This is a genomic window from Kribbella monticola (assembly GCF_003261635.1).
In the GTDB taxonomy this organism is placed as follows: domain Bacteria; phylum Actinomycetota; class Actinomycetes; order Propionibacteriales; family Kribbellaceae; genus Kribbella; species Kribbella monticola.
On record NZ_QFXK01000029.1, the window covers coordinates 536661 to 543940 of the forward strand.

At 67.9% G+C, this 7280-nt stretch carries 6 protein-coding genes; 4 read left to right on the forward strand and 2 right to left on the reverse strand.

The genetic code is table 11. From position 1 onward, the window contains the following. Positions 1–27: 27 nt before the first annotated feature. On the reverse strand, positions 28–1107 hold the full coding sequence (locus DIZ26_RS16365) for an adenosine deaminase (protein WP_112242081.1): 1080 nt from the start codon (positions 1105–1107) through the stop codon (positions 28–30). A gap of 92 nt (positions 1108–1199) precedes the next feature. On the opposite strand from DIZ26_RS16365, the gene DIZ26_RS16370 reads away from it, so the two are divergent. The 3 genes from DIZ26_RS16370 to DIZ26_RS16380 all read left to right on the forward strand — a co-directional run bounded on the left by DIZ26_RS16370 (position 1200) and on the right by DIZ26_RS16380 (position 5918). Next, on the forward strand, positions 1200–2999 hold the full coding sequence (locus DIZ26_RS16370) for an ABC transporter ATP-binding protein (protein ID WP_112242083.1): 1800 nt from the start codon (positions 1200–1202) through the stop codon (positions 2997–2999). Next, on the forward strand, positions 2986–4773 hold the full coding sequence (locus tag DIZ26_RS16375) for an ABC transporter ATP-binding protein (RefSeq protein WP_112242084.1): 1788 nt from the start codon (positions 2986–2988) through the stop codon (positions 4771–4773). Before DIZ26_RS16370 ends, DIZ26_RS16375 begins: the two co-directional genes overlap by 14 nt. 71 nt (positions 4774–4844) lie before the next feature. Then, positions 4845–5918, forward strand: coding sequence for a PDDEXK nuclease domain-containing protein (locus DIZ26_RS16380; RefSeq protein WP_112242086.1), 1074 nt, complete (start codon positions 4845–4847; stop codon positions 5916–5918). Here the strand turns inward: DIZ26_RS16380 and DIZ26_RS16385 are convergent, their stop codons facing one another. Continuing rightward, complete coding sequence (locus tag DIZ26_RS16385; RefSeq protein WP_112242088.1) at positions 5919–6380, reverse strand: nitroreductase family deazaflavin-dependent oxidoreductase; 462 nt, start codon at positions 6378–6380, stop codon at positions 5919–5921. It lies immediately after the preceding gene. 123 nt (positions 6381–6503) lie between these two features. Here DIZ26_RS16385 and DIZ26_RS16390 point away from each other — a divergent pair, with 123 nt between their 5' ends. Beyond that, entirely contained in the window at positions 6504–7199 is a 696-nt protein-coding gene (locus DIZ26_RS16390) for a TetR/AcrR family transcriptional regulator (protein WP_112242090.1), read from the forward strand. Positions 7200–7280 lie beyond the last annotated feature (81 nt).

The window sequence follows — 7280 nt, forward strand, 5'->3', positions numbered from 1 at the left end:
GTGCGCGGAGGCCGGCCGTCCAACGGATTAGGCGAGCGCCTCGGCGTACCAGGGCTTGATCACGGTGTCGATGATCGCGAGCCGCTCGTCGAACGGGATGAAGGCCGACTTCATCGCGTTGATGGCGAACCAACGGAAGTCGGCCAGTCCGTAGTCGAAGGCCTCGGCGAGCAAGGCCAGCTCGCGGCTCATCGACGTACCGCTCATCAGCCGGTTGTCGGTGTTCACGGTGACCCGGAACTTCAGTTGGGTGAGCAGCCCGATCGGGTGCTGGGCGATCGAGTCGGCCGCGCCGGTCTGCAGGTTGGAGCTCGGGCACATCTCCAGCGGAATCCGGCGGTCGCGCACGTACGCCGCCAGTCGGCCGAGCTCGACCTTGCCGTCGAGGCCGGCCGACGCGTCGTACGAGATGTCGTCGATGATCCGGACGCCGTGGCCGAGCCGGTCCGCGCCGCACCATTGAATCGCCTGCCAGATCGACGGCAGGCCGAACGCCTCGCCGGCGTGGATGGTGAAGTGGGCGTTCTCACGCTGCAGATACTCGAACGCGTCCAGGTGCCGGGTGGGTGGGTAGCCCGCTTCGGCGCCGGCGATGTCGAAGCCGACCACCCCGGCATCGCGATAGGCGACCGCGAGCTGCGCGATCTCCATCGAGCGCGCCTGGTGCCGCATCGCCGTCAGCAGCTGACGAGCGACGATCGGACGTTCGGCTTTCGCCATGCCGTCCTCGAAGCCCGCGCGGACCGCGTCCACCACCTGCTCCAGCGACAACCCGGCCGTCAGGTGCTGCTCCGGCGCGTAGCGGATCTCGGCGTACACGACGCCGTCCGCCGCCAGGTCCTGCACGCACTCGCTCGCGACCCGGGTGATCGCGTCGGCGTTCTGCATCACCGCGACGGTGTGGTCGAACGTCTCCAGATAGCGTTCCAGCGAGCCGGAGTCCGCCGACTCCACGAACCACTGCCCGAGTTCACCGGCGTCGGTCCGCGGCAACCGGTGCCCGATGTCGGCGGCCAGCTCCACGATCGTCGCCGGCCGCAGGCCACCGTCCAGGTGGTCGTGCAACAACACCTTCGGCGCATCCGCCAACTGCCCAGCCGAGATCATGCCGCCATCCTGCCAGCCCGTACTACGGGTCCGGTCGCCCGATCCGGCAAACGTTCAAGATTTCTGGGGGTGGGGAGTGCCATGGTGAGCAGATGGCCGGCTTGCGCAATCGTCCCGAGTGGCAGTTCTTCGCCGTACTGCCGAAGGCTGATCCTGTGCTGGCCACGGCCTGGTGGCTGCTCCTGCTGCTGCGCGGCGCACTCCCGGCCGTGTTCGCGATCGCGATGGGCTGGCTGATCGGCGCCGTCCAGCATCATGACGAGCTGGCCGGACCGCTCACTTTGATGGGTACGACGTTCATCCTGCTGCAGGTGCTGACGCCCGTGCACCAGGCGGTCAGCGCCAATCTCGGCAGCCGGGTGGCCGCGTGGCTCAACGACGAGCTGGCCCGGGCGTGCGTGGAGCCGCCGGGGATCGGGCATCTGGAAGATCCGGAGCTGATGGAAGATCTCACGGTCGCGCGTGAGTTCGATCGCGGTCAGACCGGGCCGCCGATGTACATGAACGTGGACTTCACCGCGACCAGCTTGGTGGAGATGGCCGGCGGGATCGCTGCTGCCGTGGTGTTGTTGGGGTTCACGTGGTGGGCGCCGTTGGTGCTGGTGGTGGCGTGGAGCGCGACGCATTGGCTGCTGCGGGAGAGCGGCGTCTGGCGCGATCGGAACACCTCCGAAGTTCGTTCTGCACAACGGCATGCGGATTACGCGTATCAGCTGGCTGTCGAGCCGGGGGCCGCGAAGGAGTTGCGGTTGTTCGGGCTGGCGGGGTGGGCGGTCGAGCGGTTCACCGAGCGACGGCGTCGGTTGTTCGAGTTGCAGTACAAGGCGACGCGGCTGCGGGAGCGGCCGATGATCTGGAGTCTGCTGATCGTGGCGGTGGCCAACGGGTTGGTCTTCTGGGCGCTCGGGTCGGCAGCTGTGGGTGGCAGTCTGGCGCTGGACCGGCTGGTCGTGTTCGCGCAGGTCGCTGTCGGGGTGAGCTCGATCGCCTTCGGCGGCTTGAACTGGGTACTCGACGGAGCCGCCGCGCCTGTCGTCGCAGTACGGAAGCTGAAACCCGCGATGGCACCGGCGGGGGCATTGTCCGGTCCGGCTTCGTCGGGTGGTGGTGGGAGCGGGCCGGTCGAGATCAGGATCCGGGAGCTGAGTTTCACCTATCCCCGGTCGGAGCGGCCGGTGTTCGACGGGCTGGAACTGACGATCCCGGCCGGGTCGTCGCTGGCGGTCGTCGGGCAGAACGGCGCGGGCAAGACCACGCTCGCCAAACTGCTGTGCCGGCTCTACGACCCTGGCTCTGGGTCGATCGAGGTCGACGGCGTGGATCTGCGGGAGCTCGACGTGGACGCGTGGCGGACGCGAGTCGCCGCGGTCTTCCAGGACTTTCTTCGCCTCGAGCTTTCGCTGCGGGACAACGTCGCACCCGGCGGTGCCCCCGAAGCGGACATCCTTGCCGCGCTGGCAGACGCCGGTGCGGGCGACCTGGCCGACCTCGACACCCGGCTCGCCACGGGGTACGAAGGCGGCACCGACCTGTCCGGCGGTCAGTGGCAACGAGTCGCGCTGGCCCGAGCGCTGTGCGCAGTACGGCAAGGGGCCGGGCTGGTGCTGCTGGACGAGCCGACCGCACAGTTGGATGTTCGCGGCGAGGCGGCGATCTTCGACCGGATCCTGACGGCGACGCGCGGAATCACCACGATCCTTGTCTCCCATCGGTTCTCGACCGTCCGGCATGCCGATCGGATCTGCGTGCTGGAACACGGGCGGGCGGTCGAGCTCGGCAGCCACGACGAGTTGATGGCGTTGCGCGGGCGGTACCGGACGATGTTCGACCTGCAGGCGCAGCGGTTCGCGGCCGAGGTCGACGAGGAGGGGATGAGCTATGACACGCTCTGACGACCTGCCGAAGGCGATTCCGGCGATGTGGCGACTGTGCAAACTCGGCTATCAGCACGAACCCGGCCTGCTCGTCTTCGCCTTCGTGATGACCCTGCTGGCAGCACTCCCCGACGCTCTGCTCGCCTTGTGGTTGAAGGTCCTGGCCGACGGCGTACTACGTGGCGACAGGCAGGCCGTGTTTCTCGCAGCCGCCGGGATGGCGTTGTCGGTGACGGCGACCTGGTTCCTGCGCACGCTGTCGGCGCGGATCTCTCGACGGTTCCGGGACCGGGTCACGATCATGCTGGAGGCTCACGTCGCCCGGCTGCAGGCGACCGTGGCCACTGTCGAGCACCACGAACGCCGCGACTATCTGGACCGGTTGTCGGTGCTGCGCAAGCAGGTGTTCGTGCTCGACCACATGTACATGTCGCTCTTCTCGACCTGCGGCTGGATACTTCGGCTCGCCGTGACGATCGCCCTGCTGATGTCGATCAACCCGGTGCTGGCGTTGCTGTTGCTGTTCGCTGTGCCCACTGTGATCAGTTCCAGTTGGCGGCCGGGCGTGGAGCGCGAGACCGAGGAGAAGAACGCTTCCCACCAACGGCTGGCTGATCACCTCTTCCGTACGGCGACCAGTCCGGCGCCAGGCAAGGATGTCCGGGTCACCGGTATCGGTCCATCGCTGGTGACGGATCGACGCAGTGAGTGGGAGCGGTGGTACGGGCCGATCGCGCGAGTCCGGTGGACGAGCGCCGGGTGGCACGCGGCTGCGTGGGCGATCTTCGGCGCGGGGTACGTCGGGGCCGTGTTGTTCGTGGCGACCGGGCTCGACGCCTCGGTCGGAGCCGTGCTGCTGATCCTCGCCGCGGGCGCGCGACTCTCGTCGTACATCGGGGCGACGGTCGGCGAGATCGGCTTCCTGCGCGGGATCTGGCTGGACGGCTCGCGGCGGCTGGTCTGGCTGGAGAATTACGCGGCGTCGTTCGACGCGGACGCCGATCTGCCGGTGCCGTCACGCCTCGTCGACGGGATCCGGCTGGAGGAGGTGTCCTTCCGGTACGCCGGCGCGGAGAAGGTTGCCCTCGACAACGTTTCCCTGCATCTTCCGGCCGGCAAGGTGATCGCGATCGTGGGCGAGAACGGGGCCGGGAAGTCGACGCTGGTCAAGCTGATCGCCAAGCTGTACGAACCGACGAGCGGGCGCATCCTGCTGGACGGGCAGCCGCTGGCCCGGATCCCGGCCGACGCGTGGCGGGACCGGATCGCCGGGGCGTTCCAGGACTTCTTCCGGTTCGAGTTCCAGGCCCGGCACAGTGTCGGGCTGGGGGACCTGCCGCGGTTGGACGACGAGGCCGCCGTGTCGACCGCGGTTGGCCGGGCGGGCGCCGACGACGTGGTCGAGCGGCTCGAGGAAGGCCTGGACACCCAACTCGGGTCGACCTGGCCGGGCGGCGCCGAGATCAGCTTCGGCCAGTGGCAGAAACTCGCGCTGGCCCGCGGCTTCATGCGCGACAAACCACTCCTGCTGGTCCTCGACGAACCGACGGCCGCGCTGGACGCGGAAACCGAACACGCCCTCTTCGAACGCTACGCCGAAGCCGCCCGCTCCAGCACCGACGGCCGGATCACCGTCCTGGTCTCCCACCGCTTCTCCACCGTCCGCATGGCCGACCTCATCATCGTCCTGGACGGCGCCCACCTCATCGAAACCGGCACCCACGACACCCTGATGACCCAAGCCGGCCACTACGCCGACCTCTACAACCTCCAAGCCACCGCCTACCGCTGACCCCCACACTGCCCTTGGAATCCCCGCGATGCCCTTCGTGTCGGACCATCCGCAGGCCAGAGGGTGGTGCCATGACCGACACGACTTCCCCACGTTTCGCCGCCAAGCCGACCAGCACATCGATGCCCGACTGGTACCCCGAACTGCTCGACTCCGTCGCCTCGCATGTCTCCACCGGCCACCGCCGCGCGATCACCGCCGCCAACACCGAGATGCTGACCACTTACTGGTCGATCGGGCAGGAGATCCGCGCCCGCCAGACGCAGCAGGGATGGGGCGCCAAAGTCATCGACCGCCTGTCGGCCGATCTCAAGGACCGCTTCCCGACCGCGAAGGGCTACTCGCCTCGCAACCTGCGGAATATGCGTCTGTTCGCAGACGCGTGGCCCAACCCCGCAATTTGGCAAGCGCCGCTTGCCAAATTGCCCTGGTATCACCATCTCGCGCTGCTGCAGAAGCTCGACAACGCCGAACATCGGCTCTGGTACGCCCAGGCGGCGCTTGAGCACGGCTGGAGCAGGGATGTTCTGGCGGTGCAGATCGAGACCGGTTTCCACCGACGAGCCGGTAAGGCTGTCACCAACTTCGCGACGGCGATTCCCGACGAGGAGTCCGACCTCGCCCAGCAGGCAACTCGGGACCCGTACCTGTTCGACTTTGTCGAAGCGACGGAGAAGATCCGCGAGCGCGAGCTGGAGCAGGGGCTGATCGACCACATCGGGAAGTTCTTGCTCGAACTCGGCCAGGGGTTCGCGTTCGTCGGGCGCCAGGTCAGGCTCGAACTCGCCGGCGAAGAATTCTACTGCGACCTGCTCTTCTACCACCTGGAGCTTCGGTGCTTCGTGGTGATCGAGCTCAAGGCGGTGCCGTTCGATCCTGCTTTCCTCGGCCAACTGACGCTGTACACGGCAGTGGTGGACGACATCCTCGCCAAGAAGGGCGACAAGCCGACCGTCGGCCTGCTGCTCTGTCGCTCCAAGAACAACGTCGTGGCCGAGTACGCACTTCGCGGCTATCGCGTTCCGCTTGGAGTGTCCGAGTGGGTGACCGCGGCGAACGAATCGCTTCCGGAAGAAGTCGCCTCGGTTCTGCCGAGTGTCGCCGAGTTGGAGGCCGAGCTTGCTGCCGGACCGGAGCAGCTGTGATCAGGTGGTGTGGATTTTGAAGACGGGGACGCCGGGGGCTACGTGGAGGAGGCGGGTGGTGGGGGAGTCGGCGCGGACGTCGTCGCCGAAGAAGGCGCCTACTTCCCAGGCCCACTTCTTGAGGTAGAGGCGGAGGACGTCGGGCTTGTCTGCGTCGGCGACCTCCTCGGCGCGGAACGGCTCGGTCTTGCGGCCGAGGCGGAGGGTGCCCTCGCCGCTGGCGCGGAGGTTGCGGACCCACTGGACGTGACCGCGCGGGGCGACGAGGTACCGCTGGCCGTCGACGGTCAGCAGGTTCACCGGCGTACTGCGCCATTCGCCGGACTTGCGGCCGCGGACCGAGAGCACCCGGCTGCCCATCAGGCTGAGGCCGAGGTTGGTCAGGCCCGCGACCATTTTGTTGAAGACCAGCATGCTGCGCCGGCCCGAGGTCACCACTCGCTTGCTGTTGTACTCCTGCATCTCAGTCGCCTCTCACATGGTCGAGAGCGGTGCTCTCTGTTGTGATCAGTGAACAGGACGGCCGACGCGCTGTCAAGAGCAGTGCTCTCGATTTAGCGCAGCGCTCGTGGCAGACTCTCCGCCATGAACGCCGGACGCACCGCACGGGACCGAGCCCGCGCCGAGTTGACGCAGGAGATCAAGGACGCCGCACGCCGCCAGCTCGTGGCCGAAGGCGCCGAGCGGCTCTCCTTGCGCGCGGTCTCCCGCGAACTCGGCATGGTGTCGTCGGCCCTCTATCGCTACTTCCCGAGCCGCGACGATCTGCTGACGGCGCTGATCATCGACGCGTACGACGCGCTCGGCGCCGAGGCGGAGAAAGTTGGCCGGCGCGAGCAGGATCCGCGGAGTGCGTGGGTCGCTGTGTGCCACGCGGTACGGGGCTGGGCCAGGAGCCATCCGCAGGAGTACACGTTGATCTATGGCTCACCGGTCGCTGGGTACAAGGCGCCGCAGACCACGATCCAGCCTGCCAGCCGGGTGCCGATCCTGATGATCGGTTTGCTGGCGAAGGCTGAGGAGGCAGGGGCTCTTGCCTCGCCTGAAGGTGCGCGCGAGCCGTCCGGCGTACTGGCTGAGCAGGTGGCGACGATCGCGGAGTTGGCGCCTGGCGTACCGGCGAAGGTGCTGACCCGGGCGGTGATGGCTTGGGCTCAGCTGTTCGGGTTGATCAGCTTCGAGTTGTACGGGCAGTTGGTGGGGACGATGGATCCGGCCGACGAGTTCTTCGCGGACGCCATGGAACAACTGGCCGACTTCGTCGGACTCCACGCCGCCTGAGCGACCAGCAGCCGGCCGGCGGCCGGCTGCGGCGGGCTGCGGCGGGCTGCGGCGGGCTGCGGGTGGCGGCGGGCTGCGGGC